Genomic DNA, 1,533 nt, shown 5'->3' on the forward strand with positions numbered 1-1,533 from the left:
CGACGCCGGGGCCGACTCGTGACGCTGGTCGTCGCCGCGTCGCTGTGGTCCACCCCGCCCGCGCTCCTCGCCGACGAGGCCGTGCGCCTCGCGGCCGCCGGGCTGCGGCGCTGGCACTGGGACGTGTCCGACGGGGTCTTCGCCGCACCCGGCGGGTTCGACCCCGACACCGTGTGCCGCCTGTCCCGCCTCACCGGGCTGCCCGGCGAGGCGCACCTCATGGTGTCCGACCCGCTCGCCGAGATCGACGCGTGGACCGCGGTGTGCGACACCGTGATCGTGCACGTCGAGGCCGCGGGCTGGGCGACGGCCGTGTCGCGGATCCGTGCCGCCGGGCGCCGTGCCGGTGTCGCGATCTCGCCGTCGACACCCCTGTCCGCGCTCGACGACCTCCCGCCCGACGTCGCCGTCCTCGTCATGTCCATCACCCCCGGCCAGGCGGGCTCGACCTTCCTCCCGTCGACGCTGTCCCGTCTGGACGCGCTCGCCGGCGACGGAGGTGCTGACGCCGACGATGGTCGTGACGTGGTCGGTGGTGGCGCGGGCCGCCGGGCGCTCGGCGTCGACGGCGGCGTCACGCTCGACCACGCGCACGACTGCGCCACTCACGGCGCGACGTGGGTCGTCAGCGGCTCCGCGCTGTGCGGGGCTGCTGACCCGGCGTCCTGGCTGGAAACCGCGAGCGCAGCACCCGTCGGCGCCTCGGACGACGCCCGCGTGGTGGAGCGGCGCCGCTAGACGGTCGGCCGCGTCGACCGTCGCCGCCGGACCCGGATCTCCGCCGCGCGGCCCGGGCCCGTCCGGCGCACGCGTGCGGCGACGCTGCCCCGGCGGGAGCATGGGACCGTCGCCGACGACGGGAGCGCACGATGAGCGAGCTGACCAGGACCACGACGGACCCCGACGAGATCCGCCGGTTCATCGAGGGCCACCACGCCACCCCCGCGCTCATCCGCGCCGTCTACCCGGAGGACCCGCGGATGCCCGCCGTCATCTTCCCCGAGGGCCCGAGCGGGCACGGCGCCGAGCGCGCGACGTGGGAGGAGTTCTTCGCGGCCCTCGCCGCGTCGAACCTCGCGTTCCAGTACCCCCTCCCCGCCACCCCTGGCGGCCACACGCCCCCGTTCTTCGAGCTCATCCAGCGCGAGGACGACTGACGGTCCCGGCCGCCCCCGCGTAGCCGGGGTGCACGTGAGCGGCGTGCGCCAGGATGGCCGCGTGCCGATCCTCCCCCGCGAGCGCGACCCCCGGCTCATCACGATCCGTCGCGGCGGCACGCTGACCGACGAGCACCACGTCCTCCTCGCCCGCTGGGCGCTCACGTGCGCCGAGCACGTCCTGCCGCTGTTCGCCCGGGAGAGCGACGACGACCGACCGGCCGAGGCGCTGCGCGTCGGCCACGCGTGGACGCGCAGCGAGGCCACCATGCGCGACGCGCACAACGCCGCCTTCCAGGCGAACGCCGCCGGCCGCGGGCTGTCCGACCCGGCGCGGTTCGCAGCCCTGTCCGCCGGTCAGGCCGTCGCCGTGGCG

The 1,533-nt window shown here is 76.6% G+C and carries 3 protein-coding genes; all 3 read left to right on the plus strand.

The features are described 5' to 3' along the window. A partial coding sequence (locus HGA02_RS18895) for a beta/alpha barrel domain-containing protein (RefSeq protein WP_210728814.1) occupies positions 1-738 on the plus strand: 738 nt, incomplete at its 5' end. 131 nt (positions 739-869) lie between these two features. Continuing rightward, positions 870-1,157, plus strand: a complete 288-nt coding sequence (locus HGA02_RS18900) for a hypothetical protein (protein WP_168680884.1) — start codon at positions 870-872, stop codon at positions 1,155-1,157. Between the two features lie 61 nt (positions 1,158-1,218). After that, the coding region (locus HGA02_RS18905; protein ID WP_343035625.1) for a putative immunity protein at positions 1,219-1,533 on the plus strand (315 nt) is incomplete at its 3' end.

Origin of the sequence: Cellulomonas septica, assembly GCF_012396155.1 — a bacterium.
Taxonomy (GTDB): Bacteria; Actinomycetota; Actinomycetes; order Actinomycetales; family Cellulomonadaceae; genus Cellulomonas; species Cellulomonas septica.